The sequence below is a fragment of the Methanosarcina sp. UBA289 genome (assembly GCA_002496565.1).
Lineage (GTDB): Archaea > Halobacteriota > Methanosarcinia > Methanosarcinales > Methanosarcinaceae > Methanosarcina.
In genome coordinates this window covers 85,934-111,470 of record DAKJ01000017.1, presented here as the reverse complement: position 1 = coordinate 111,470, position 25,537 = coordinate 85,934, and the positions used below count along the sequence as shown (strand labels likewise).

Here is a 25,537-nt window from a genome sequence, read left to right as displayed (position 1 = left end):
AGTTTACACCATTTGCTCATTTTGTACAGGTTTATACCCTCCTCTAAGCTTATTCCACTTCGATTTGATGTCCTCTCTTTTTTTCAGCAAGCTTTTTAATAGCGTATAGGAGTGTGGCGCCTACAATACCGCCCAGAATTATTTTTTCGATTTTCATTGAAGGCTCCTTACCCTTTTCAGCTTCTTCTTCACCAAGCATCATTTCTTCAGGTTCTATTTCCTTTTCAAGCCTCTCTGACCTGAGTCTATTAAGGAGATACGCGCCAAGGGCAAGCTTAGCATATTTACGCATCGTTTCCCTGCTCCTTGGAGATCTGCCTGACTTCATTCTCTTCATTATATATGCACTAAGCAACAGCTTACCGTATTTTCTCATATTTTCCAATCTTGCACCCCCATGATTTGTCTCTTACCGGAGAGCCCCTTATCGTAATTTCGTCCGGAAAGAGGAGTAATGAATTTAATACTCCTGTACATATCCTATAGCTCGCATATTATATAACGACAACTATAGAAGATATTCAATAATTTTCTATTGAATCCTTACTAGTGATGCTTTCATATGCCCGACGAAAAAAACATAAAACAATCGGAAATGGTGCAGTAGCCCTTATTAAAAACTGTTTTAAGAGTCTGTAAAGAAAAAAAATCTTTAGAAACAGTAAAAAGACAAGCTTTCACTGAATTTAGTTACAGATATGATCCATATAATAAGTGCGGATTAATAAGTGCAGATTATAAGTACAGATTAATAAGTACAGATGGAACCAATATATGAAATGAGAGATGTGGAAATATTTGTGTAGAATGGAACGTCTTTGAAGAAATGAGAAAAAGATTTAAATTCTTGAAGAAATAAAATAAGAATTTGAATTTCTCCAGAAAACTTTCTGAGTAATAAAAATGTAGGATGATTGATCAATAAAACATTTTGTATAATTGAAAATAATAATAATATCGAGCGCGTGGGCTTTATAATTTTTGGTTTATTATTTATTGTCTCATTTTAAATAGGATATCAGCGATTTATATTATATTATGTGCCATCAAAAATTATATTCAATTTCTACAATATTATATAGTTCAGGTTGAAAACTATTCAATATTTTTAAGACAAGAGCGTTTTATTGGTTCACCCGCAGATATTTCTGATCAGGGTCCGATAAAGTAGAGTAAAATCTTAATTGCTTCTAATACTGACGTGATAGCTATCAATTGATATGTAACGCTCTTAATTGCGTTATTTCCTGGCTCAAGGCTGAAAATATGCTGCTCCAGGATCCTGGTGGGTTTAGGACAAGTTCTGGCGAATTTGTCCGGTTTAGACAACATGCGAATAATTGGAAGCTGATAAATATGAGTTCCCTTGTAGACCTGATTTTCTTCTCTGAGAAAAGAAAAAACCTTCTCGTTCAATTAGCTAACGGACCGACGGATATTGAAGAGATTAAAGAAATTCTTAACGTAAAATCCTGTGCTCTAATGCCGCAGATTAAAAAACTAAAAGATATGGATCTGATAGTGCAGAAGGGAAATGTATACCAACTTTCGGATATAGGAGAAGTAATCGTTGAAAAAATGCTTCCTCTTAAATCCGTTCTTGACGTTTTTGAGGGAAACAAGGACTATTGGTCAAAGCATGACAGGTCTCCTATTCCTAAGCAATTAATCAAAAAAATCGATATGCTGGGAAAGTGTAACTTGGATGAACCTGATCTTGATCACCTTTTTGAGTTCCCTGATTACTTGCGTGACAAGCTAAGGAGCTCAAAAAATATTAAATCTTTTTATTCATATTTCTGTCCTGACTGCCCTTCGATTCAGGCTAGTTGCGCGGAAAATGGAGCAGAAGTGCACCTAATCCTCGATGAGAAAGTCTATAATAGACTGAAAAATGATTTTAAAGAAGAGTATTCTGTGCTGCTTAAAAACAAAGTTTCACTTTATATTTACTCAGGTAAAATAAGGCCTTCTTCCTTCATGGTTACAGATAATTTCGTGCTTCTGAAACTCTTCGGAAAAGACGGGGAGTTCGATCATAGGAAGATCACGAGTTTTGCTCCGAGTGCCATAGAGTGGGGCAACGAGCTGGCTCAGTATTATATAGACCGCTCAACGAAGATCAATTAAAATATGTGAGTAAAACGAATTTTACTCACTTATTTCTTCATCTTAGTCTTTAACTCTAATATTCAAAGCCGTCGGTACATGCTCCTAATTACCACGCTTACTATTTTTCTAGTCCTGAGTGGTCATTTTTTCTCACACTTCCTCAGTCTCGATCTTTTCTTATTCGGTTAGAGTTTGACGGATGCAAGCATATTTTTCCCTTATCAGGTTAGCTTAGTCCAGGATATTTATCAAGAACTGTATTATATTCTCCCTCAGATATCGCGGTCTCTTTGTACCGGGTTGCTCGGTCTTATTTTTCTAAATTTTGCGCTTTCTCATGCTTTTGTTCAATTCTTCTCATTATACCATTCATCTCTTGCCTCCACTAACGCTCTGATATTTGCAAGTGGGGTTCTCGGAGCAATTCCACAGCCTGGGGCGAGGATATCCACGCCTTCTGAAAGACATTGCTTTGCTTCGGCTTTCACAGAAGCAGGAGTTCCGAGGAGCAGGGTTTGTGAGGGGGAAATGTTTCCAATAACTCTTGCCTTGTCTCCGATTGACGCTTTTGCAGCTTTTATGCTAACCTTTTCTTCAATACTGATAGCATCGAAACCACATTCTGAGAGAGTTTTCAAGGAATCCCCAATATCGCCGCAGATATGGAGAATTCTTGGGCCTTTCACTTTCTTGCAGAACCTTTTGTAGAAGGGTTTGACAGAATATTCCAGGACTGAAGGAGGCATCATTCTTGAGCCGACTATTCCACCATCTGGCATACAAACGACATCTGCGCCGTGCTCGAAAAGTGCGTTTGCGTATTCTATACAGATCTCAGTGCAGGTTTCCATAAATACATCGAAATAGTCGGGTTTTTTTATAGTCCAGATCAGGCAGTTTTTTATTTCGGCAAGATGTGTAAAAACCGTCAGGGGACCTTCCATTCCTGCAATAAGGGGGACTTCATAATCAGTTCCGTTTTCTGTGCGGGCTTTCAAGATTTCGGTTGCTTTCAGGATAACAGGAATTCTTCCCTTTTCGAGCAGTATTTCCGGAATTTTAAGTTTTTCAGGCCCGTCTGAGAAAGGATGGGTTAAAACCGAAGGCTGGATATCTTTTGTGCCCATTCTTACATTACAGCCCATAATTTCAGCAAGCACGGTCAGGCAGTAAGGATAGCGTATGGCCTCAAGCCCTGCAATTTCGTGCCCTGCAAGAGCTAAATCTGCCATCTTTTCAGGATCGGAATGTGCAGCTGGCCAGGCCGCCCCTGTTCTATCCATCAGCTCAACAGTGCCAGTCTGAGTTACAGAGAGACAGGGAATTTTATCGACAGCTTTTCCCTGAAGGACATTTATTAACCTTTTTTTCGAGCTTTGCTCCATCTGGAGACCTCCAAGACTAAAAATGAATATCGGAATTAACGACATATCTGAATTCTGGTATAAAGTAGGAATAGTATAAAGATGAAATAATGATATTTAAATTAATGATTTAAGTGACGAGACTATTTTTATTACCTCGAGAGCGCAGAGGGTCACGAATACCCGTCCTTCAGATAGGGATGAAGTGAACCCTCACATCTTTTTGATTTCGTTTAAACCTCTGTACCGTTGCTTCTTTGTAAAGTGAGGTTTCTTAGCGTCATGTTTACAGAAGTTGGTAACACGACTCTTCAAAAGAAAATTAATGGCATTCTTGTGTACACCTGCGGAAGTGGGATAAAATAATCTATAATTTTGTTATGATATTAACCTTATAAAAACAAATTAATTTAAATTAATAATTATTGATATAATAATAAATAGAAAAAGATAAATAAACCGTACTTCTATTTATTTGTAAAGGGTTTATCTTTCCAGAATAATCAAATTTTTAAGTCTCAGAAGTTTTCCGGGCCATCAAGTTGTTATTTTTTCCGGCTAATTATAAAAGCAATTACAGAATTTCAGCTTGCCGAAATTAAAACTATATTAAAAAATATGGAATGTATTCACTCTGAAAGCCTTACAGTATCTCAGTGCCATTAATTCACCAATCCGATAATCTTTAGAATTCAAGTGTAGGAAATGAACCGATGAGACAATTGGATATAAACGTGGATGAAATTATAAATAGCAGCCCTGCAGTTATTTTTTTATGTAAATCAACTGGGAGCTGGCCTCTAGAACTTATCACTGAAAATGTCCGTCAGTTCGGCTACCAGGTTGAAGATTTAATATCCGGAAGAATCCAGTACCTTGACATTATTCACCCTGAAGACCTTGAAAAGGTAAATTCGGAAATAGCCAGATGCCTGAAAGACGGATGTACAGAACTAACGCAGGAATACAGGATACTGACAGCTTCAGGGGAAACACGCTGGGTTGAAGTAAAACTCAGTATTCGAAGAGATGAAGACGGATTTGTGAGCCATTACCAGGGCATCCTTTGCGATACTACCCAGCGCAAAAAGGTCGAAGAGTCGATGCAAAGGACTCTGGAAAAAAAGAACGAACTGGAAGATATTATAAAAAGCAGCCCGGTATTCGTATTTTTGTGTAAGCCGGAGGAACACTGGCCTGTCGAATTTGTTTCTGAAAATATCACAAAGCTGGGATATACCACTGAAGATTTCACTTCAGGGAAGATCCGTTTTGAAGATCTGATACATCCGGACGACCGTGAAAGAATCCGCTCGGAAGTGGCAAGATTCTCAATAGAAGGATATAAGGACTGCACCTAGGAGCACCGGGTTCTGACAAAGTCTGGAAAAGTAAGATATATAGACGACAGAACCCTCATAAAAAGGAACGAAAAAGGAGAAATTGTCAATTACCAGGGCATTATCCTCGATATTACCGAACGTAAGCTGGCCGAGGAAATGATCCGAGGGCAAAACCAGGTACTAGAGAAACTGGCGTCTGGAGCTCCCTTAAACGAAATTCTCCTGGTTCTGATTCAAACTGTGGAAAGTATCAGGTCTGGCTCAATATGCTCGATTATGCTGCTTGACCGGGAAAAAAGGCATCTTTTTTACTGCGTTGCTCCCAACCTTCCTACTTATTACGTAAACAGGACTAATGGAATCGAGATCGGTTTTGGGGCTGCCTCCTTTGGAACAGCAGTGTACATGAAAAAGAGAGTTACAGTAGAAAACGTGATGGAGCACCCCTACTGGACCGAATACAGAGAACTGGCTTCGGAAGTCGGGTTGAAAGCCTGCTGGTCAGAGCCCATAGTTTCATCCTCCGGAGAGGTTCTGGGCGTTTTTTCCATGTATTATGGTGAAGTGCATAGACCTGAAAAAGAAGACCTTGAGTTCATGAAAACAAGCGCTCAGATGGCAGCCATTACAGTGGAGCACAAGCTGGCAGAAGAGACCCTTAAAGAATCCGAGAACAAGTTCAGGACTGTCTTCAATAACATCAACGACCAGCTGTATATCCGCGAACCTGAAGGGACAAACTACATGGACGTAAACCAGGCAGTGGTAGACCGGCTTGGATACGACAAGGAAGACATTCTGAAAATGGAAGCTGAAGAGATTATCCCTGCCGAATACTGGGACTCCGTTCGAGATAATCTCAAAAAAATTCAGAGTGAAGGTTCTCGAGTTTATAACTCCGGAGCTGTCTGCAAGGATGGTACTGTTGTCCCTCTGGAAGTGAGTGCCAGGATTATTGATTACGACGGTAAGAAAACAATTCTCTCGGTTGCCAGGGATATCACAGAGCGCAAGAAAGCCGAAGCTGCACAGAAACTTAACGAGGCTCGGCTCGAAGCATTGGTAAAACTTAACCAGATGACAGGAGCCTCTTTAAAAGAGATCACCGACTTTGCACGGGAAGAGGCAGTCAGGCTTACGGGAAGCAAACTCGGATACCTTGCATTCATGGATGCCTACGAAACCTCCCTGATTATGCATTCCTGGTCAAAGAGTGCTATGGAAGAATGCGCTATTGAAGACAAACGCTTCATCTATCCCATAAAAACAACAGGGCTTTGGGGAGAAGCAGTCAGGCAGCGCAAACCCATTATTACAAACGATTATACAGTTCCGAGCACGCTGAAGAAAGGATATCCTGAGAATCACGTTAGACTGACAAGACATATGAATGTGCCCATATTTGACGGGGACAGGATTGTTGCCGTTGCAGGTGTAGGAAATAAGGACGATCCATACGATGAATCCGATCTCCGCCAGCTTACTCTGCTGATGCAGGGAATGTGGCAGCTTATCCAGAGAAAACAGCTTGAAGACGCCCTGAAAATTTACTCTGAAGATCTCTCAAAAGCCAATGATGAGTTAAGGTCCCTTAACAGGATAAAAGCGGAATTTGTAACTGAAAACCTGCCCAATCTCAAACTTGATTTCAGTAAGATAATAGATTATGAAACTTGGGAAGCAATTGAGGACCAGCAGCAGAAAGCTATAGATTCGGTTATTACAAGTTCAGACCGATTGAGGCATATGGTGGATTCGCTGCTTTACATGAGTCTGGAACAGGCAGGAAAGATTGAATATTCTTTCGGCGAGGTCGAGCTCAAGAAAATCATTTTAGACGCCTATCTCAATTTGGTCCTCCTGATCGATGAGAAAGCTTTGAATTTTAAAAGTGAACTGCCCCATAGCCTGCCCCCAATCAGGGGAGACAAGAACAAGCTGACAGAACTCTTTACAACCCTTATCAGTAACTCTATCAAATTCGCACCCCCCGGCGGGAGCCTGGAAGTAAAAGTTGTCGAAGAAGATGAAAATATCCATATTACGGTAAAAGACAGTGGAACGGGTATCCAGAAAAGGCTTATTCCTCATATTTTCCACAGGATCTACCAGGTGGACGACTCCCTCACTCGCAGGTACCAGGGTCTTGAATCGGGGTTCTATATTTGTAAGAATATTGTAAACGCTCATAATGGTGAAATCTGGGCAGAAAGTGAAGAAGGTTCAGGCACCAGAATGCATGTAAGGCTTCCAAAAAGATCCTGAAACCGAAATCACAATGAATAGAGTCTGAATTAAAACATCAGATGATGTGGCTGGAGATTTACAATGAAACTGGAACTATTGGGCACTCTTTTTCTTTCGGACAAACGGAAAGATCTTCTTCTGCTATTGATGGAGGAACCCAGAAATATTGATGAAATAAAAAATATCCTCAATGTAACCTCAAGTGCGATCATGACCCAGATTAAGATACTCATTAGCCAGGGGCTTATCATTCATGAGGACGACCTTTACAAACTTTCGGACATTGGGAAGGTAGTCGTTAAAAAAATGAAGCCGCTGCTAAATACTCTTGAAGTGTTTTCGGAACATATGGATTACTGGGAAAACCATAACATAAGTGCAATTCCTGTCGATCTCCTTGATCGAATTGACGATCTGGGAAGCTGCGAATTCATAGAGCCCGACCTCGATCGGATGTATGAAATTCCCCAAAAAATAGAAGAAAAACTGGTCTCTTCAGTTCACGTCATGGAAGTCTCTTCCTATTTCAACCCTGGTTATCCTTCAACCTATGTCGAACTTATCAAAAAAGGAACCCAGATATCCCTTATAGTTACAAAACCAATATTTGAAAGGCTGAAAAAGGAATATAGCACATCCCTCCAGGAATATCTGACAAGAGATAACGCGAAAATCTTTGTCTGCGACTGCCCTATAAGGTTAGCTTCAAGCGTAGTTACAGATCATTTTATGGCTCTTTCCCTTTTCTACAGGAATGGGATATATCACAACCACGCAATGATGAGTCTGGAAAAAACCGCCCTGAAATGGGGAGAAGACCTCTTTTTGCATTATATGAAAAACTCAAAGGAAATAAAGGAGATTGAGTGTGAAATTGCCTGAAAACCAAATGCAGATAAATTCTCAAAGATTTTTACGACACACTTAAAAAACGTGTGATAATAATCTGCAAAGCATGCGAGTACTCCAGCCTTATTACTTAATCTTTAACCAATTTCCAATTTAATTCTTAATCAGTTATTACAGTTTTACTCAAATCAGTTTACAGTTTTACTCAAATCAGTTATTACAGTTTTACTCAAATCAGTTTACAGTTTTACTCAAATCAGTTTACAGTTTAACCTGTTGCAGTAAGCAAGTGTTAGAAAGCTACTTGAGAACTTTGACTTTAAAGTTACCCAAAATTCACTTTTTTATTTTCTTCAGTGCTATATATTTCAGTTCTTTACCTTATTCAAGAAACAAAGCTGGCAGAATAACCTTAAATTTCCTTTTCAGTTGACAGAATAACCTTAAATCTCCTTTTCAGTTGACAGAATAACCTTAAATCTCCTTTTCAGTTGACAGAATAGCCTTAACATCTCTCTTAAATTGCCAGAATATTATAATCTCCTCTTATTTTGAAGTTTTACCTTGAAGATTCACCTGAGATGATCAAAGCCTTTGATCAGATAAGAGCCATTGATCAAGTAAAGGTCCTGCATAAAATCAGGTAAATCCATAGAACTGCGCAGTATTATAAGATCTGAGGGGTTAACAAAATCCAAAGATCCTGAAAGATCTGGCAAATTTATAGTATCAGCATAATTCACCGAATTAAGCATCAGAAAAGATGTTAACCGCGTTAATTAGATCTGTGAGTTTATGTTATATGTTTTGGAGTTAATGTAAACCTGTATAAGTTAACAGTTATACAGGAACTTACTGGAGGAGTGAGTTCCCGATCTGGCTGTTTATTTTTATTAAGGGAATAATAATAATAATAATAATAATAAAAATATGTTGGAAGTTTTTTATGGCAGCAGATATCTTAAACCAATTAGCGGAAGCTGTCGTCGATGGAGATGACGACCTTGCAGAAGAACTGGCACAGCAGGTACTGGATGAGGGACTTGATCCTTACAATGCAATCGTTAACGGCCTGGCAAGAGGTATGGCGATCGTAAGCGACCAGTACGAAAAAGGAGAAGCCTTTGTACCCCACTTGCTTCTGGCTTCTGGGGCAATGTATGCAGGCATGGACATCCTCACTCCAGCAATGAAGACCGAAGGGGAAGGTGTACAGTCCGTAGGCATCATAGGAACAATTGAAGGAGATGTACACGACATAGGGAAGAACCTCGTAAAAACTATGCTCAGTGCCGGTGGGTTCGAAATGATCGACCTGGGTGCAGATGTTCCCATTGAGAAATTTATCGAAGCCGCAAAGGAGCACAAAGCCGATCTTATCTCCATGAGTGCCCTGATGACCACAACTATGACCAATATGGAAAAGGTAGTTGAAGTCCTTCAGGAAGAAGGTATCCGCGACTCTCTCAAGGTTATGGTTGGAGGAGCGCCTGTCTCGGATGAATTTGCCACAGGAATTGGGGCTGACTCCACACACCCCGATGCAATGCACGCAAGCGCCTGGGCCTCCGAAGCCGTAAAAGAGCTTGATCCTAGGGATGCGAGATGGAGTGAAGAGAGAATCAACCTTGGGAAGATTAAGTACAGGGAAATCCTTGCAAAGAAAGTAGTTTCCGATAAGGTCGATATTGGACTTGAGACTGCAAACAGGATCAAAGAAGAATTCGAAAGTATTGGCGTAAAGAGCAAGGAGGAAATGACTCATATCGACAGGACCATATCTGCGATGTCCGACAAGAAGGTCGACCGCCTACCTGTCTACCCGCTTGCCTGTGGAGTCCTAAGAAAATTTGCCGGAGTCAACTACAGGGATTATGCAACAAAGGCCGAAGCCTTCACTGAGAGTGCTTTCCTTGGGTGTAAGTACCTTGACCTTGATATGTTCGTAGGACTCGCCGACCTCTCAGCTACATCTGCAGACTTTGGATGCAAAATCAAATACCCTGAAGACGACACCCCATCTTCCGAAGGGCACATTAAGGACTACGAGAAAATCGAAGTTCCCGAGCTTAAGGAAGGTACCCGTGGTTATGAACTCGTTATGGCTTCAAAGCAGGCAAAGGAAAAACTCAACAAGGAACTCAACACTCCTTTTATCGGTTTCCACGAGGGGCCATTGCTTACCCTCACTCAGCTTATGGGTGCAGACCGCGTGCTAATGGATATGAAGACCCAACCGGATGTTGTTCTTGAAGCTGTCCAGAAGTGTTCGGACTACATCTGCCAGCTTTCCGAACTCTTCTTCAATGAAGGGGCCTGTGATGCCCTATGTATCGATAATCTCTGGTCCAATAATGTCATCATGAGCGAGGAGGACTACTGGAAGTTTGATGGGAAGTTTGTCTATGACCAGCACATCCCAATCTTCAAGCAGTACAACCAGCCCTACATTATCCACAACTGCGCTGACGCCGTGCACTTTGAGACTCAGATCCGGAAGTTCGGAACAGCCCTCTACAGCTATGCCTACTATGAGAAGTCCAGAGAAAAAGGGTCCCAGAACTATGCCGATCTTATCCCGAAGTACGGAGATATCTGCTGTATGATGGGAGAAGTAAATCCTGTTGAGTTCATGGATGGCTCGGCAGCCGGTGTGCAGAAGGTAAAGGACGATACAAAAGCCTTGCTTGAAAATGTGCTGCCTTTGCTCAAAGAAAACGGGCTGCAGTCCAAGTATGTGTTGTCTACAGGATGTGAAGTCCCGCCAGGTGGCCCGCTGACCACAGTGCAGGCAATGGTGAACACGGTAAAGGAAATTGGCCCGGAACTTCAGAAAAAGATTATGGGGTGAACCCACCTCTCCCCATTTCAATTTAAAATAAAAGATTGAGGGCAATCCCTGAATCTCAACTGTAAAAATCTCAAAAACAAAAACTGAAAAAAGAGATGAATAGAAAATAAGTTTGAACCTCCAATAGGAGTGTATTCGCTCCTGATTCTCCTAATTTTCAAAAAAATACCCTATTCTACCTCTAAAGAATTGTACAATAATAAACCTCCATTTAAGAAAAGCGAAGTTACCCAAAAACGTAATCTGCAGCATATACTACCTAAAAACAATCTTTATATAAAGGAAATAAATAAAATAGAGCTGGAAAACCGATAGACTCATTAAAAAACCTCAAAGCGAAAATAACCCAAAGAAAATAGGAAAACCCTTAAATCAAAAGGAAAATATTCAAAAAATGAAAAACCTTCAAGAAAGGCAAAAGAGCTTTGAGAAAGGCAAAAGAGAAAAGGAAGTTGAAGGGTGGAGAAAGTCCACTCTTTTTATTGTGAAACCGATGCAGATTGCAAGTATTTTTTAAAAAAAGGTTTGTGCCTTTCGGAACCAGGATATTCTGTGATTGAAGAGACAGGATCATCCAAGGAAAGCGAGTATAAGCGTCAAATCCGGAAAACAGGAGATAATCAGCCATAGAACTTGACAGGAGGAATACAATGTATCTGGGACTGGGTATTGATACGGGAGGAACGTATACCGATGCTGCCATCATGGATATGTCAAATGGGACCATTATCGATTCAAATAAAGCACTTACAACTTATCCTGACCTCATAAAGGGGATAAAAAATTCAATTGAAGGACTGGATCCCAGATACCTTAAAAGCATAAAATTTGTTTCGGTTTCGACTACACTCGCTACCAATACTACGCTGGAAGGCAAAGGATATCCTGCGGGGTTGATCCTGATAGGGCATACTATTCCCAAAAAGCTTGCCAGCCATTACGTGATTTCAATCCAGGGAGGGCATGATTCCAATGGAAACGAAATCGCTCCTCTTGAAGACCTGGAAACCGTAAGAGATTTCGTAAAACAGGTAAAAAATAAAGTAGCGGCTTTTGCAGTTTCCGGGTATTTTGGGGTCCGGAATCCTGAACATGAACTTAAGGTAAAAGAAGTAGTTCAGGAAATGACTGGCCTGCCCGTAGTCTGCGGGCATGAGCTTTCTATGAGCCTCGGAGCTTATGAAAGAGCTGTAACCGCACTCCTAAATGCAGAACTTATTCCTGTCACCAAACAGTTCATTGACTCCGTCCAGACCGTAATGCATGAAAAGGAGATTAAGGGCACCCTGATGATGATGAAATGCGATGGGTCGCTGGTCCGCATAGAAGAAGCCCTGCAAAAACCTGTAGAATCAATCTTTTCCGGCCCTGCGGCAAGTCTTGTAGGAGCTGCCCACCTTACTGGTCTCGATACCTGTGTGACCGTGGACGTAGGGGGGACAAGCACTGATATCTCCATGATTTCAGAAGGTATCCCTGAGATAAGCAGTTCGGGAGCAAAGGTAGGGGACTGGAAAACCATGGTAAAAGCGATCAGGATGGAAACCTCAGCCCTTGGAGGAGACAGCCTGGTCTGGATCAAAAGAAAAACCTATCTCGGACCTGCAAGAGTGATTCCTCTCTGCCTGGCAGCATCGGAATTCCCAGGCCTTCTGGAAAAGTTGGAGAATATCGAAACTCCAAATGAACGCATAATGGATGAAATTATACAGCCAACCTCGTTTTTCATAAGGAACGGAGAAAACTCCCCTGAACTCCTGACAGGAGAACTCGAAGATGATGAAAAAGTAATTCTCAAGCATCTTGGGACAGAACCCCGATCCGTATTTGAGCTTTCTGAGCTGACAGGAAAGCACCCTCTTATGTTTGCAGGAACCCTGAAAAACCTTATAAAAAAGAGGCATGTGGCCCAGATAGGGTTTACTCCTACCGATGCCCTTCACGTGCTTGGAGAATACCTGAGATGGGATAAAAGAGCTTCTATTATAGGAGCAAGCATTCTTGGAAAGGCTCTGAAAAAAGGAGCAGAGGAATTTTCGGTGCACATTAAAGCCGAAGTGGTAAGAAAATTCACTCTGGAACTCGTGTCTTTCTTCGCGAACGATGTAAAAAAAGAGGATCTTGAAAAGCTGGTCGAAAATGAGGCTTTTCTGAAATTCCATATAAAAGTCCCGGTGGTGCTCGTAGGAGCTCCTGTACAAGCTTACCTGAAAGAGATTAATGAGGCTGTAGATGCGGATATCCGGATTCCCGCATTCTATGAAGTGGGAAATGCCGTGGGAGCCCTTGCAGGAAAGATAATCCACAGGACTGAAGTCCTTATTCGTCCGTATGCCGCAGGAGGGGAAGAGTATTCGGTTTTCTCTATGATCGGAAAAGAAGTTTTTGAAGATTACGACAAGGCCCTTGATTATGGACTCAAGCTCAGCCGCAGGCTGGTCTTGGAATACATGGATGAACACGGTCTGGAAATGGACAATGTAGAGTTCAATCTGAAACAAAATGACGTGGGAAGCATGGGAAAAACCCCTCTTGAAACCCGCCTCATTGGAACTGGCATAGGGACAACAGGAAAACTGGTCTGAAGAGGAATTTTTACAACTCGGATTCTCAAAATCGACCTTAAAATCAACCAATCGGGGAAAAAAGATGGCAAGCGAATTAAAAACAACTTCTCCTGAAAGCCAAGATGGTATTGCAAAACTTGCTCGAACAGTTCGAGAGAAAATCCTGATTGACGAGCCTGTAAAAGAAGACGGGCTTATCGACCAGCTTGAGCGAGCAGCGACTGAAATCGATGATTTGCTGGGCTCGTCTTTTGGTCCAAAAGGCATGAACAAGATAATAGTAAACCCTGTAGGGGATATTTTTGTCACAAGCGACGGCAAGGTAATTTTAAAGGAAATGGATGTGCTCCACCCGATTGTGACCACACTCAAAAAGCTTGCCGAATCGATGGATAAAGCCTGCGGGGACGGAACAAAAACTGCTGTTATTTTCGCAAGCAATCTTATAAAAAACGCAATCGGACTGATAAGACAAGGTGTACACCCAACAACCGTTATAGAAGGATATGAGCTTGCCCTGAAAAAAACGTACGAGATGATCCAGTATAGTGTTAAGCAGGCAACAGAAGAAGATGTGCGGACAACAATTCTGTGCTCGGCAACAGGAAAAGGTATTGAAAAAAAACAGGCAGAAGCGGTAACTGATATCGTCCTGAAAGTTGTTGAACATTTGAACGAAATGCAGTCAGGAAGGATTGACCTTAACAGAAACGTAAAAGTGCTCAAAAAAACCGGCGGAACCGAAGTTTTTGCCCTTGAAGGTCTGATTCTGGATGAAAACCCTGCAAGAGAGGATATGTCAAAAGCGTTCGAAAATCCGGCAGTTCTTATTACAAATTATGACCTCAAGATAAAGAGCGGATACTTAAATCCCCAGCATAACCTCAAAATGGATTCAGTGAACACTGCACTTCTGTTTGAGGAGAGGAAAAAGAAAATGTGTGGGGAAATTGCCCGGAAAATCATAAGTTCGGGTGCAAACGTGCTATTTTCTGAGGGAGACATTGATCCGTATATAGAAACCCTGCTTCGAGACAATAATATCCTGGCTTTCAAGAAACTGAAGATGAAAGACCTCGAAAAGCTTGCAGAAGCTACAGGCACGACTCTGATGACCCAGCAGGATGAGATTCACCCATACGATCTTGGTAAAGCAGACAGTATAAGGGTTGAAAAGAAGAATGGGGAGAATTTTGTGTTTATTGCTGTCAGAGAAAAGGCAATTGCTTCTATTTTAATAAGGGAACCTGTGAAATACGGGCTTGACAAGGTTGAAGAAGCAGTTGACGACGCCCTGAATAATGCGGCTTTCTTCCTCAAAAATAAGGAAATTGTAAACGGAGGAGGCGCAATCGAATTTGAGCTCGCACATATGCTCAGGCTGTTTGCAGCAACACAGACCGGTAAAAAACAGCTTGCAGTGCAGGCTTATGCAGATGCTCTTGAAAAAATTCCAACCATTCTGGCGCGTAATATGGGAATGAATGCAATCGACGCTTTGGTACAGATGAGAAATGCATATTCAAAAGGAATTGAAGCCAGGATAGACATTTCAGGAAAAGTTACCGAAAAAGGATCACAGGTATACGATTCGGCAGCAGTAAAAAAACTTGCAATAATAGCAGCAACGGAAACAGCAAGAAACGTACTCAGAATAGATGAAATTATCCCTAAAAAATGATATCACGATGATAGCAATGCAAATCCCTCTCAAATGCATTGATATCTACCTCCTAAAAATAAAAAATAAAATACATTTCAGGGGGACACAAATTTGCCATTTTTAATGTATCCCCTGAAAAGTAAATGTCCAAGGATTCTCATGAAGGAAACTTGTGTTTTTCTTTTCAGAATGCTTGATTCTAAGGTACTCTTAGCTTAATGATTATTACTCAACGGCTTTCTTTTTTATCAAAGGAAAAAATTCTGAGACTGGATAAAAAGAATAAGCCCCAGAAAATCGAAGTGGCCTGAAAAACATGTACATGGAAAAAAAGTAGGCCACATGTAAAACCAAGACCTCTGAAAATCTAGAGGCCTTTGTATAAAATCTGCCAATTATATTTATATAAAGCTATTTATATAGAGTCATTTATATAGAGTTAATCCCAGAGATAGGAGAAACTCCCGATACCAAATAATTTGGAGTCGTTGTCTTACTATTGAAACCTGCATTATATGGATATGATTGCAGAAAACAGAAAACCTGAAGGTTCCTGTATTAATTGGCCTATGTGCAATTTCTAATCGCTGCGGTATAAAAAAGACTTAATGCTGCAAGGAATTGGTTTAAATAGTTATCCCGACTACGACGGTGGAAGTTGATATTATGAGTGAACTTGTAGATTTGATCTTTTTTTCTGAAAAACGAAAGGAAATTTTGATCTTATTGGCAAAAGGACCAAAAAGTGTCGATGAGATCAAAAAAGGACTTCACGGGGGCGGATTATCCATAATGCCACAGCTAAAAAAGTTGAAAGATATGGATATGATTGTCCAGAAAGGGGACATTTATGAACTCTCTGACATCGGAGAAATAATTAGTAAGAAAATGCTGCCCCTAACTGACCTTCTTCAGGTCTTTGAGGGAAATAAGGACTTCTGGTCAAAGCACGACAGAAGACCAATTCCTGAGCATCTGATAAAGAAAATGTACATGCTGGGAAAATGTCAACTGAATGAGCCTGACCTTGATCACCTCTTTGAATTTCCAAAAGATCTGAAAGGCATATTATTCAGGTCCCAGAGGTTAAGGAGCTTTTACTCATTTTTTTGCCCTGATTGCCCCTCAATTCAGGCAACCTGTGCAGAGAACGGGGCAGAAGTAGATCTGATTTTGGATGAAAAGGTGTACCTCAGACTAAAGAATGATTTTAAAGATAAATATCGGTTGCTGCTTAAAAACAATGTTTCACTTTATATTTACAGAGGAGAAATAAAGCCTTCTTCCTTCATAATTTCAAATGAATTTATGATGCTGAAACTTTTCGGAAAGGAAGGGGAGTTTGACCACAGAAACATCATGAGCTTCAACAGTAGCGCTATTGAATGGGGAAACGAACTTGCTGATTACTACATAGGACTTTCTGAAAAAGTAAATTAAATAAAAAGTTGTGCATTCAATTGCAATACCAGAAGCTGATATGGCGTCCCGCCAACAATTCAAAATAGATAGTTTTCACCTGGTTTTATTCGACTTTTTCCTCTTTTTCGAGATTATTCATAAACTTCAATGCTATCGAAAGTTTTCCCTTCTTTAGTGTTATTAATTTCACTATATCAATTTCTTTTTTATATTACAGAATTGATCCCATGCCCCATAAGATTGATTCGTACACTAAAAACAATACCCCCAAATATTTCAAGGTGGAGTTATTTTGAAGGTATCTATTTTACTTGAGCCTGATTATTTGGCAAGAACAGATTTTTCTCATTCATTTCCTAAAAAGCCTTCATTTAACGATTTTCTTTTACCCTAAAATTTCCTGGTTAACTAATTTTCCTGATTCACCTAAAAGCCCCTTTTACAAATCTTCCTACCCTCTCCCGAAAAATCCCTCTGCCATAGATAGCAGTATCCTAAAAATGAGATGCCTGAAAAACATAAATACACGCACAAAAAAAGAAACGCCAAAAAATAAGAGCAGGACTAATATTCACAGATTTTACAAAAACGGTATCGGCTATGCTATATATTAGTGAGGGAATAATATCTAAATGTAAACCATAGTAGAAAGATGAAGATCCAGAGATGAAAAAGGCTTTTTTCAGGCGCACTGAAGAAAGACCATCAGGTTAGAGAAAACAGCTGCTGGATAGACATCAGTAGATCTATGGAAATAGAGGAAGGAACCACCTTTAAGTAACCCTTCCTGAAGCAGTAAAAACGGGATTCCAGAACCTTTCTAATCCTAAAAAATGGAGGTTTAATATGGCAAAAGAAGAAATATTAAACGCTTTAGCTGATGCTGTCGTCGAAGGAGATGACGACCTCGCAGAAGAATTTGCACAGAAAGCTCTTGACGAGGGACTCGACGCATATGAAGCAATCGTTGACGGCCTCGCAAAGGGTATGAACATTGTCAGTGACCAGTATGAAAAGGGAGAAGCATTCGTGCCAAGTCTTCTTCTTGCAGCCGATGCAATGTATGCAGGAATGGAAATCTTGACCCCTCACATGAAGGTCGACGCAAGCGCTGGTCCCCAGAACGTCATCATAGGTACTGTTGAAGGAGACGTCCACGATATAGGAAAGAACCTCGTTAAGACAATGATGACTGCAGCTGGATTCAATATGATCGATCTCGGTGTCGATGTGCCACTCGGAAAATTCGCAGAGGCTGCAAAAGAAAATAAAGCAGCAGCAATTTCCATGAGCACCCTGATGACCACCACAATGGGCGGAATGGAAACTGTTATCGAACAGCTTCAGGAAGAAGGTATAAGAGATTCTCTTGTGGTTATGGTAGGCGGTGCACCTGTTTCAAATGAATATGCAGAATCCATCGGAGCAGACGGCACCTCCCGTGACGCCAGCGGCGCGGTCGATACCCTTACCTCTCTTGTCAGCTCACTTCCTGCCGATGCGTGGAACGATTCCGCAGTTGTAGCAAGCAAGATGAAGTACAAAGAAATTCTCGCAAAGAAGGGTGCCAAGGAAGAAATCGACATAGGACTCGTCACAGCTGAGAAGATCCTCGCAGAGTACGATTCAGTTGTACCCAAGTTCAATGAGACCATGACCAAGAAGGAAAGGTTCGTCTCCGCTTTCCAGGACAAGAAGGTAGACAGGCTCCCGATAGCACCTCTCATCTGTGGTCTTTCTAGGAAGTTTGTGCCCTGCACTTATGCAGATTACTCCACAAAAGCCGAGAAGTATGCAGCCAGTGTAGTTGCAGGTACCAAGTACTTCAACATTGACAACTTCGTCGGCCTTACTGACCTTTGTGTGGTTGCAAGCGACTTCGGTGCAACTATTAGAGTCCCTGAAGAAGACACACCTGCAGCTACAGGCCACCTTGAAGACTACGAGAAAATCGAAGTCCCAGAAATCAAGGAAGGCACCCGTGCCTACAACCTGATCCAAGGCAATAAGCTTGCAACTGAGAAGGCAAAGGAAATTGGCGCACCTGTCACCGCCCTTTTCGAAGGTCCACTAGTAGCCCTGACCCAGATCATGGGAGCAACCCGTATCCTCTCCGACCTCAGGACAAACCCTGAAGTAGTACTCAAAGGTCTCGAGAAGACCACAGAGTACTGCAAGGAAATGGCCAAGATGATGTTCGAAGAAGCCCAGCCCGACAATCTCTGTCTGGCAACGCTCTGGACTAACAATGTCATTCTCAGTGCAGATGAATACATGAAGACAGAAGGTAAGGTCATGCAGGATGTCTTCGCCCCGCTCTACAAGGAATACAACAAGCCAATGGTTATCCACAACTGTGCAGATGCTCCTCACTGGGATCTGATCAAAAAGTGGGACACCAAATACTACAGCTATACCTTCTATCCCGACAAGGTAAACAAAGGTTCAAAGGACCACAAGTACCTTATTGAGAACTATGGCAAAGACGTCATGTTCGCAGGTGAAGTCAGCCCGGTTGTTTTCCTTGATAACAGCCCCGAAGGTATCCAGAAGATGAAGGCAGACACCGTTGCCCTTCAGGAGAGCGTCCTGAACACTCTCAAAGAGAATGGCATGCAGTCCAAGTATGTGATCTCTACTGGATGCGAAGTGCCGCCAAAGGGCCCGTGCGACACCGTTGCCGCCCAGACCTATACCGCTGCACAGACAGGTCCGGAACTCTTTAAGAAGATCATCGGATAAACCCGTTGATGTCATTCAGTCAAAAAAGCAATGTGAATATTGCTGCTTGAAAGGACGGGCAAAACATTCCGTCCTTTCTTTTATTTAATTGCATTTCAGGAATTTCCCGTATATGTCAAGAATAAGACTTGTACCAACTTAATTAAAATTTAGATCTCTAGAAGTAAGTCCAACGAAAATCTCCACTATTTCCACATGAACTTTAAGTTAAACCTGTGAGACAGGAAAAACAGGAATAAATGGGATCTCCACATTCCATGATATCCTGAAATATTAGATAAATCACGCTGATAACAATGCTTCTCCCTCTCTAAGGCATTGTTATCCCAACCTAAAAAGTAGATAGACCTAAGAATTCCTCAGAACACACTTTTGCCATTTTAGTGTGACTTAGGAAAAGGAAGGTCCAAATCCACGAAAAAGGTTCAATGCTCTAAGCCTCAAACCTCCAGGCAAGAAGGGGCTATGAACCGAAAAATTCAGGATCAAAGCGCTATCAGGCTCTTTTTGCCATTTTAAGAGCTGGAAAAATGCTTAGGATCCCGAAGTACTTCAAAAGATTGGTATGCCCCCAAACTGCCGTAACCCTCCAGGCAGGAGAAAGGGCAGCAATCCAATCGTTAATGGTAAGATACCTCACTTCATGAAAGATACAGGAACTTTTTTCACATTTTGTTTTCTGCAAGTTTTCATAAAGTTTTCTCCATCACTTTGTGAATCGATTAGTTTTTTCTATAAACTCTATTTGACAGGATTCCTTTGAATCTTGGTTTTAGATTTTTGTTTCTACAGGATCAGATAATGGGCTGAAGACGTATTATCTTCAGAAAAAATGTCGCATATGCGAATTAATTTATATAACTAGTTCACAGATATTTTAAATGAAAAATATAAACGCGATCCTGCTTGTATTAGCTTACAGAAAAAGTTACAAAGGCTTAACGTCATAAAAAAAATCAAATGGCAGATTTTATGGCAGATCCCGACCTGAAAGATCGTTTTCTTAATGTCCTGAAAGGCAAAGCTGTGGATAAAGTACCTGCTCTGTCGGTAACCCAGACCGGCACTCTAGAACTTATGGAAAAAAGTGGGGCAGCCTGGCCTGAAGCTAATTTTAACGCTGATAAAATGGCAGATCTTGCCCTTGCAGCCCATAAATTTGCAGGGCTTGAGGCTGTACGCTATCCTTTCTGTCTAACTGTACTTTCTGAAGCTATGGGATGCAGTATTAATCAGGGAAGACGTGATGTTCAGCCTTTCCCACGAACTCGGCCTTTTGCAGAGGATGCAGAAAACCTGGAGCTTCCCTCAGATCTTACGGATAGGGGACGGATACCGCTCCTTGTTGATGTAACTTCCACCCTCCGAAAAAGGGTAGGAGAAGAAGTTCCTCTGATTGCGGGCATAGAAGGGCCTGCTTCTCTGGCTTCAAGGCTGCTTGGGACATATAACTTTCTTACCTGGGTAATGAAAAAACCCGAATTGATCCGGAGATGTCTTGAGGTTACAGGAACTGCCTGTTCAGAATATTCTGCTGTACTGTCCGAAGCCGGAGCAGACGCGGTTTGCATAGTTGATGGGATAGCAGGTCCTGACATGCTGGACCCGAAGCATCTAGCTTCCCTAATAAAGCCCGAGTATGAACATTTCTACAGAGTCGGAAAAGGAATGAAGCTTATACATATATGTGGCAATTCCACATCAATCCTCAAAATGCTCTCTGAATGCGGGTTTAACGGAATTAGCATAGAAGAGAAGGTTACTGATTTGCCTGCTGCAAAGAAGCTTATTGGGAAAAAAGTAAGCCTTATAGGAAATCTTTCCTCATCAGGGGTTCTGCTTACAGGAACCTGCGAGGAAGTCAAAAACGAGGCAAAGAAATGCCTGGAAGGGGGAATCGATATACTTGCTCCGGGCTGCGGGATTGCCCCGAGAACTCCTCTTGCGAATCTCAGAGCGCTTGTTGATGCCAGAGATGAGTTTTATAATAAATAATTTTAATTGCTCTGATTAGAATTCTAGTCTTTTTCATTCCTGCCAGCACTACAGGCTTTATCCTCTTTGCGATTCTTTATAAATCCGTGCTTATGAAGTTGATCTCTACAGAGTCAATGCCCCTGAAAAATTAACCCTCCACGAAATAAATGCTTTATCGAAAATCAATACTCTATTGAAAATCAATGCCCCCTAAAAAATCAATACCCTATTGAAAATAAAACTCCCTCACAATAAACCCCAAATTATGTTATATATTTTTACGTCTAAATTAAATTATAAAAGGATTAATCAACGTGAGAATACTGCGCAGCTCATTTCACTGATTTAAGTCCTATCCGGCTCATAACAGTCTGATCACGGATAGGCTTCAATAACTTTAATTTTCAAGCCTGTGTGGAGTGAAAAAAATGTATGGGATCGCACTTGATCTGGGAACAAGCGGCTTTAGAGCGCAGCTTATAGACCTGGAGACAAGAAAAGTCGTAAGAACCGCAATGACAATGAGACATCCTCTTCCTGGAGGCAATGTTATAGATCATCTGGACTTTGCCCTGGAAATAGGGGAAGATATTGCAAACAATATCATACTGGATGCAGTGAAGAAGATAATCGAAACCCTTGACGTAGAACCTGCTTGCATCCGAAAAATCGTGGTTTGTGGAAATCCTATCCAGCTTTCTCTCTTCCAAAACTCGGAGATCCGAGATCTCGCCTTTGCCGGAAAAAATATGCAACGGCGGCTTGGAGTAGAGAATGTGGACAGAAGTGCAAGGGTCTTTCCGGCAAACGAACTCTTCAAAGGCGTTCTGGATCTTCCGAACTGTGAGATTACTATACCTCCTGCAATTGCCCACGAAATCGGAGCTGATGCCCTGGCAATGATGATAGAAACCGATTTTCTGAACCAGAAAGAAATTTCTATTGTTACGGACTATGGCACAAATGCGGAGATGGCAATAAAAGTGGGGGATAGGATTATCACAGGCAGTGCGGCTGCAGGACCCGCCATTGAAGGACAAGGAATAAGCTGTGGAATGATTGCAAGTCCGGGTGCGATTTCGGATGTAAACCCTGAAGGAGAATACTGGCGGCTTACGGTTCTGGATGAAAAAATGGAAGGCAAAACCGGAGCTCTTGTAAACCCGATTACCGGAGAAATTCTTGAGAAAGGGGAAATCGAAGCTGTAGGAATTACGGGCACAGGTGTAATTGCGGTTATTGCCGTTGCCATGGAAACAGGTCTGATGGAGCAGCCACCTAAATTGCCCAATGGAAAGCTAATCCTGGGAGATTCCATCGAAATCACCAATGATGATATTTCGGAAGCCGGAAAAGCTATAGGAGCAATTCGTGCGGCGCAGCTAACTCTCCTGCTTGAGGCAGGCGCCTCCTTCGAAGATCTAGAAAACGTCTATATGTCTGGGGCATCTGGAACATACGTAGATAGCAGAAAAGCCAGAAAAATAGGTTCCTGTCCGGATTTTTCAAACAAAGTCGTTCAGTTTGGAAATACTTCCATTACGCTTGCGAGAGAGCTTCTTCTGGATGAATCAAGGCTTGACGAAATTATCGCCCTTGCCGGCACTATAAAAGCCGATCACCTAATGATGGCGACCAGCGAGACCTTCAAGAACATCTATACCTGCGAGCTTTCCTACTGGACCGAGGGGATGAGCATGAAACTATACAAAAAATATATGAAAATGTATAAGTATCCGCCCTTCCCGGAGCCCGTAGAAAATGCCGTAATGGAGAAAAGAGCAGCCAGGGATATAGAGGAAACAGGCAACGCTCCGATAGAGATTGTAGAGGATATAGGAATCACCCTTGAAGTCCCTGTGGAAGGATGCCTTAACTGCAAACGCTGTAATGAAGAGTGCCCAGAAAATGCCCTTGTGACCGTCGAGAAAGAAGGAAGATCCTTTGTAAGCTGCAGTACTCAGGACTGCCTCGGAACAAGCTGTAGACGCTGTGTGCGGGCTTGTCCGATAAATGCAATAGATTTCAAGGATATTGCAGCCCTGGGTATAAATGGCCTTTAAAGAAACTGCATAAAAGGCGAGATTTACTGACAAGAAACTCTTAGAAGCACATATCACAGGTAGAGCTGCAAAAATGACACAAATCAGCGTATCTTCCAGAATCTGTGGTTTAACCCATACAGTAACGGGAAGGATTGAAGGAGACAGTATCATCATAGAGATTGATACCCCATGTGAAAAATTCAGAGCCTTCACCTTCCTGGAAGTTCCTCTTCAGAAACTTCCAGATAATCAGAACGATATTATCTTGGAGATGGAAAGACAAATTAATTGCTCCTTTGAGTGCACCAGGGAATGTGCTCTGGACTGTACCAGAAAATGTCTGATCCCTGGTGCAGTGTTTAATGTATGTAACATAGAGAATGAGCTTGCAAAAAAGAGCCTGCAAATACTTCCTCTTAAAGATGCTGGAGTCCTTCTAAATGAGAGTACAAATTAAGGGCTTATATTGCTTATTCTAAAAGTAGATATTAATCAGAGCTTCCTAAACAAAAGCACACCCTTTTCAAATTTAATCTTTAAGAATATAACATAAATTAATCTAAGCTTTGTAGGCTTTGTAGAAAACCTATCTAAGCATCAAGAGATAGAAACTAACTATGAAAATACAGATTATAGTTCAGTTCAAATTAATGTAGATTTGTTATTTAATAGGATTTCTACAGAGCCAAAAAACCAATGTCCTAGCAGATTTGAGCTAAACGACAACTAAGAGTATGTCTTAAAATTAAACTTGATCATACAAGTGGATTAGTTCTTACATTTAAACCTAAAACGGTAAAACCTAAAACGGTAGCATTTTATGGTTATTGTAATCGATTTTATATATTGAGTACGTAAATCCTATGGGATAAATGATACCTTAAGGTCGATGAGTATCCATATTTCAGGAGTAACTTTAATACCATCCAATTATTGACTTTTCGGATAGGCTCTAAGCCGAAAAAAAACCAGCACCTTAGAGTTTAATTGATGATATTAATGAAATAAATCGAGGAAAGATGCAAAATATCCTTGTAATCGGATACAATAACCGGAACATTGTCTGTTCCGCTCGAAGAGCTGGTTATAATGTCTGTTCTATTGATGCTTTCCGTAGCTTAGACCTACAAGAATGCGCATATGCTTCAGCTCTTCTGGAGCACAAGGCTGAACCAAAACTGATTGAACTGGATGTTTCTAAGATAAAGGCTCAAATGGTTGCCTTCGGGCTTGAGTTTGATGCCATTGTCCCGGGTTCGGGCACGGAAATGTTTGATCATAACTGCTTTTCCTGCCCTGTACTTGCCAGCAGTCCGGAGAATAAACAGAAAGCTTCAAACAAAAAGTACCTCTCAAAAAGACTTGAAGCCCTTAGTATCTCGCATCCTAACTTTTATTCTCTGGACGAAATAGATGCAATTGAATATCCGGTAATTGTCAAACCTGCCTTTAGTTCAGGAGGACTCTTTAATAGGATTGCTAGAGACAAACAGGAGCTTTTTTCTGTCCTTGTAAATTTATGTAGTCTATGTCACCGCAGGCTGGATCTGGAGTTCATGGCAGAGACAGTTGTTATACAGGATTTTCTGGAAGGTATTCCTTCAAGCGTCTCTTTACTTTCTACCAAGAAAGAAGCTCTCTCAGTGGCAGTAAATGAGCAGTTAATAGGGATACCTTGGCTCTCAAGACTTCCATTTGCTTATTGTGGGAACATAACTCCTTTCAGGACCGATCAAGCTGAGGAAATGGAAGCTCTTGCTGAAGAACTGATACTTGATTTTAAGCTCCTAGGCTCAAATGGGGTGGACTTTTTGGTTACGGAAGCTGGCCCTATAGTGCTTGAGATAAATCCCAGGTTCCAGGGGAGCTTTGATACAATCGAGAAAGCAATGAATATTAACCTTTTTGAAGCCCATGTTGGCTGCTTCAGAGGCGAACTTCCTTCCAAACCTAAAGCAAATTGCTTTGCTGCAAGAGGAATAATCTATTCGGATCGAGAACTTTTTATAGACAGACAGCTCTTAGCTGCCATTCTCAGGGAAAAGGGAGCAGATATTCCTCCCTAGGGAACGAATGTATGGCCTGATTGGTTTCTTACTTCCCTGTTTTCGTGCACCTCTACCAGAGAAGCTGCAATCTTGTCCCTTGAAAAGGGGGCAAAGAGAATAAAGACTTTTATAGAGTGCAAAACAAAGGTAAGTAGTGCCTGAGCCCATTGGTAATCGAGTGCTTAAGGTTACATAGTTAAGGTTACATAGTAAAAGTGTACCTGAAATTCTGAAAACTTTCCGTTCTGAACTTAAAGTTATAGACCTCTCTATTTCTTCATTCAAAGAGGGCTTTTGAACTAATTTT

At 41.3% G+C, this 25,537-nt stretch carries 16 protein-coding genes; 13 read left to right on the top strand and 3 right to left on the bottom strand.

Annotation, left to right across the window (positions count from 1 at the left end):
* Positions 1-49: 49 nt before the first annotated feature.
* Positions 50-376 (bottom strand): hypothetical protein, encoded by a 327-nt coding sequence (locus tag BP549_RS06710; protein WP_292372381.1) that lies wholly within the window; start codon positions 374-376, stop codon positions 50-52.
* Positions 377-1,266: 890 nt separating this feature from the next.
* Here BP549_RS06710 and BP549_RS06705 point away from each other — a divergent pair.
* Positions 1,267-2,130, top strand: a complete 864-nt coding sequence (locus BP549_RS06705; RefSeq protein WP_292379257.1) for a helix-turn-helix transcriptional regulator — start codon at positions 1,267-1,269, stop codon at positions 2,128-2,130.
* A 329-nt stretch (positions 2,131-2,459) separates the two neighbouring features.
* Here the strand turns inward: BP549_RS06705 and mtaA (BP549_RS06700) are convergent, their stop codons facing one another.
* Positions 2,460-3,497 carry a methylcobamide:CoM methyltransferase MtaA gene (mtaA, locus tag BP549_RS06700; RefSeq protein WP_292379256.1) on the bottom strand — a complete coding sequence of 346 codons (1,038 nt, stop codon included), beginning with the start codon at positions 3,495-3,497 and terminating at the stop codon, positions 2,460-2,462.
* 692 nt (positions 3,498-4,189) lie between these two features.
* On the opposite strand from mtaA (BP549_RS06700), the gene BP549_RS06695 reads away from it, so the two are divergent.
* From BP549_RS06695 to BP549_RS06660, 8 genes are all read left to right on the top strand, one after another.
* Positions 4,190-4,837: a PAS domain-containing protein gene (locus BP549_RS06695; protein WP_292379254.1), complete on the top strand. Its 648-nt coding sequence runs from the start codon at positions 4,190-4,192 to the stop codon at positions 4,835-4,837.
* 138 nt (positions 4,838-4,975) lie between these two features.
* On the top strand, positions 4,976-7,084 hold the full coding sequence (locus tag BP549_RS06690; RefSeq protein ID WP_292372370.1) for a GAF domain-containing protein: 2,109 nt from the start codon (positions 4,976-4,978) through the stop codon (positions 7,082-7,084).
* Positions 7,085-7,147: 63 nt separating this feature from the next.
* The gene (locus BP549_RS06685) at positions 7,148-7,948 is read left to right on the top strand and encodes a helix-turn-helix transcriptional regulator (RefSeq protein WP_292379252.1); all 801 of its coding nucleotides are present in this window, start codon (positions 7,148-7,150) and stop codon (positions 7,946-7,948) included.
* Between the two features lie 913 nt (positions 7,949-8,861).
* The gene (locus tag BP549_RS06680) at positions 8,862-10,766 is read left to right on the top strand and encodes a methyltransferase cognate corrinoid protein (RefSeq protein ID WP_292379250.1); all 1,905 of its coding nucleotides are present in this window, start codon (positions 8,862-8,864) and stop codon (positions 10,764-10,766) included.
* A 650-nt stretch (positions 10,767-11,416) separates the two neighbouring features.
* On the top strand, positions 11,417-13,351 hold the full coding sequence (locus tag BP549_RS06675) for a hydantoinase/oxoprolinase family protein (RefSeq protein WP_292379247.1): 1,935 nt from the start codon (positions 11,417-11,419) through the stop codon (positions 13,349-13,351).
* Positions 13,352-13,415: 64 nt separating this feature from the next.
* Positions 13,416-15,014 carry a TCP-1/cpn60 chaperonin family protein gene (locus BP549_RS06670; protein WP_292379245.1) on the top strand — a complete coding sequence of 533 codons (1,599 nt, stop codon included), beginning with the start codon at positions 13,416-13,418 and terminating at the stop codon, positions 15,012-15,014.
* 648 nt (positions 15,015-15,662) lie between these two features.
* Positions 15,663-16,436 (top strand): helix-turn-helix transcriptional regulator, encoded by a 774-nt coding sequence (locus BP549_RS06665; RefSeq protein WP_292374322.1) that lies wholly within the window; start codon positions 15,663-15,665, stop codon positions 16,434-16,436.
* A gap of 828 nt (positions 16,437-17,264) precedes the next feature.
* The gene (locus BP549_RS06660) at positions 17,265-19,160 is read left to right on the top strand and encodes a uroporphyrinogen decarboxylase family protein (protein WP_292379243.1); all 1,896 of its coding nucleotides are present in this window, start codon (positions 17,265-17,267) and stop codon (positions 19,158-19,160) included.
* Between the two features lie 496 nt (positions 19,161-19,656).
* Here the strand turns inward: BP549_RS06660 and BP549_RS06655 are convergent, their stop codons facing one another.
* Positions 19,657-19,845, bottom strand: a complete 189-nt coding sequence (locus BP549_RS06655; protein WP_292379241.1) for a hypothetical protein — start codon at positions 19,843-19,845, stop codon at positions 19,657-19,659.
* 275 nt (positions 19,846-20,120) lie between these two features.
* Here BP549_RS06655 and mtaA (BP549_RS06650) point away from each other — a divergent pair, with 275 nt between their 5' ends.
* The 4 genes from mtaA (BP549_RS06650) to BP549_RS06635 all read left to right on the top strand — a co-directional run bounded on the left by mtaA (BP549_RS06650) (position 20,121) and on the right by BP549_RS06635 (position 25,248).
* Positions 20,121-21,155, top strand: coding sequence for a methylcobamide:CoM methyltransferase MtaA (gene mtaA, locus BP549_RS06650; protein ID WP_292379240.1), 1,035 nt, complete (start codon positions 20,121-20,123; stop codon positions 21,153-21,155).
* Between the two features lie 410 nt (positions 21,156-21,565).
* Positions 21,566-23,200, top strand: coding sequence for a methylamine methyltransferase corrinoid protein reductive activase (locus BP549_RS06645; protein ID WP_292374316.1), 1,635 nt, complete (start codon positions 21,566-21,568; stop codon positions 23,198-23,200).
* Positions 23,201-23,273: 73 nt separating this feature from the next.
* Positions 23,274-23,639 (top strand): DUF6951 family protein, encoded by a 366-nt coding sequence (locus tag BP549_RS06640; RefSeq protein ID WP_292374314.1) that lies wholly within the window; start codon positions 23,274-23,276, stop codon positions 23,637-23,639.
* Positions 23,640-24,201: 562 nt separating this feature from the next.
* Positions 24,202-25,248 carry an ATP-grasp domain-containing protein gene (locus BP549_RS06635; RefSeq protein ID WP_292379238.1) on the top strand — a complete coding sequence of 349 codons (1,047 nt, stop codon included), beginning with the start codon at positions 24,202-24,204 and terminating at the stop codon, positions 25,246-25,248.
* Positions 25,249-25,537 lie beyond the last annotated feature (289 nt).

What these genes read in the sequence shown, in the direction of transcription:
- BP549_RS06710 (WP_292372381.1), bottom strand. Translation starts at nt 376, where the DNA reads ATGAGAAAATACGGTAAGCTGTTGCTTAGTGCATATATAATGAAGAGA.
- BP549_RS06705 (WP_292379257.1), top strand. Translation starts at nt 1,267, where the DNA reads ATGCTGCTCCAGGATCCTGGTGGGTTTAGGACAAGTTCTGGCGAATTT.
- mtaA (WP_292379256.1), bottom strand. Translation starts at nt 3,497, where the DNA reads ATGGAGCAAAGCTCGAAAAAAAGGTTAATAAATGTCCTTCAGGGAAAA.
- BP549_RS06695 (WP_292379254.1), top strand. Translation starts at nt 4,190, where the DNA reads ATGAGACAATTGGATATAAACGTGGATGAAATTATAAATAGCAGCCCT.
- BP549_RS06690 (WP_292372370.1), top strand. Translation starts at nt 4,976, where the DNA reads ATGATCCGAGGGCAAAACCAGGTACTAGAGAAACTGGCGTCTGGAGCT.
- BP549_RS06685 (WP_292379252.1), top strand. Translation starts at nt 7,148, where the DNA reads ATGAAACTGGAACTATTGGGCACTCTTTTTCTTTCGGACAAACGGAAA.
- BP549_RS06680 (WP_292379250.1), top strand. Translation starts at nt 8,862, where the DNA reads ATGGCAGCAGATATCTTAAACCAATTAGCGGAAGCTGTCGTCGATGGA.
- BP549_RS06675 (WP_292379247.1), top strand. Translation starts at nt 11,417, where the DNA reads ATGTATCTGGGACTGGGTATTGATACGGGAGGAACGTATACCGATGCT.
- BP549_RS06670 (WP_292379245.1), top strand. Translation starts at nt 13,416, where the DNA reads ATGGCAAGCGAATTAAAAACAACTTCTCCTGAAAGCCAAGATGGTATT.
- BP549_RS06665 (WP_292374322.1), top strand. Translation starts at nt 15,663, where the DNA reads ATGAGTGAACTTGTAGATTTGATCTTTTTTTCTGAAAAACGAAAGGAA.
- BP549_RS06660 (WP_292379243.1), top strand. Translation starts at nt 17,265, where the DNA reads ATGGCAAAAGAAGAAATATTAAACGCTTTAGCTGATGCTGTCGTCGAA.
- mtaA (WP_292379240.1), top strand. Translation starts at nt 20,121, where the DNA reads ATGGCAGATTTTATGGCAGATCCCGACCTGAAAGATCGTTTTCTTAAT.
- BP549_RS06645 (WP_292374316.1), top strand. Translation starts at nt 21,566, where the DNA reads ATGTATGGGATCGCACTTGATCTGGGAACAAGCGGCTTTAGAGCGCAG.
- BP549_RS06640 (WP_292374314.1), top strand. Translation starts at nt 23,274, where the DNA reads ATGACACAAATCAGCGTATCTTCCAGAATCTGTGGTTTAACCCATACA.
- BP549_RS06635 (WP_292379238.1), top strand. Translation starts at nt 24,202, where the DNA reads ATGCAAAATATCCTTGTAATCGGATACAATAACCGGAACATTGTCTGT.